Source organism: Tepidimonas sp. (assembly GCF_046292505.1).
Lineage (GTDB): Bacteria > Pseudomonadota > Gammaproteobacteria > Burkholderiales > Burkholderiaceae_C > Tepidimonas.
This window is the reverse complement of sequence record NZ_JBKBQX010000143.1, coordinates 1-901: the sequence shown is the minus strand read 5'-3', so window position 1 is coordinate 901 and position 901 is coordinate 1. Positions and strand designations below refer to the sequence as shown.

At 64.8% G+C, this 901-nt stretch carries 2 pseudogenes; both read left to right on the top strand.

Features of this window, described 5'->3' with window-relative positions:
• Positions 1-78: 78 nt before the first annotated feature.
• Positions 79-624, top strand: a pseudogene (locus tag ACK4TH_RS12345) (recombinase family protein); the annotation flags it as partial.
• A 14-nt stretch (positions 625-638) separates the two neighbouring features.
• A pseudogene (locus ACK4TH_RS12340) lies at positions 639-901 on the top strand (hypothetical protein); the annotation flags it as partial.

Below are 901 nucleotides of genomic sequence, written 5' to 3'. Positions count from 1 at the left end.
CTGCGCACGATGATGTCCGCGCGCGGCATCGTCGGCAGCAGCCGGTCGATGGCGGCCTGCACCGCATCCAGATAGGCATCGACCGACGACCAGAACCTAGACCTGCAACGGGATGCGCTCCGGCAGGCCGGGTGCTCGACCATCTACGAGGAAGCGGCCAGCGGCAAGAATGCAGCCGCCCGGCCAGAGCTAGAGCAGTGCCGGAAGGCGCTCCGGGTCGGTGACACCCTTGTGGTGTGGCGGCTTGATCGACTCGGGCGCAGCCTGCCCGACCTGGTGCAGATCGTGGCCGACCTTGAGCAGCGCGGCGTGCACTTCGAGAGCCTTACCGAAAAGATCGAGACAGGGAGCGCGGCGGGCAAGCTGCAATTCCATGTTTTTGCGGCACTGGCCGAGTTTGAGCGCGGCTTGATCCGCGAACGAACCCGGGCGGGCTTGGAAGCGGCCCGCGCCCGTGGCCGATCCGGTGGCCGCAAACCGAAACTAGACGCTAAGCAGATACGCCATATCAAGGCGCTACTGCGCGACCCGAACACCTGCGTGGCCGAACTCGCCCGAGATTACGGCGTGTCACGGACAACGATTTACAAGCATTGCGGCGTGGTGCAGCCGCGCCACGATTGAGAGGACATAACAACATGCCAAAAGCAAAAACCGCCGCGCCGTCTGGCGTTGAGCGAATCCAGCGCCCCGAGCCGCTTACCTTGCGCGGCTCGACGCTTTTTGAGGGGGACGCCCTGACCGTGCTGCGCCGTCTGCCGTCCGGGTCTGTTCGCTGTGTGGTCACTTCGCCGCCCTACTGGGGGCTGCGCGATTACGGCATCGAAGAACAAATCGGGCTTGAGGTCACCATGCCCCAGTTCCTGCATCGACTGGTGGCCATCTTCGCCGAGGTGCGGCG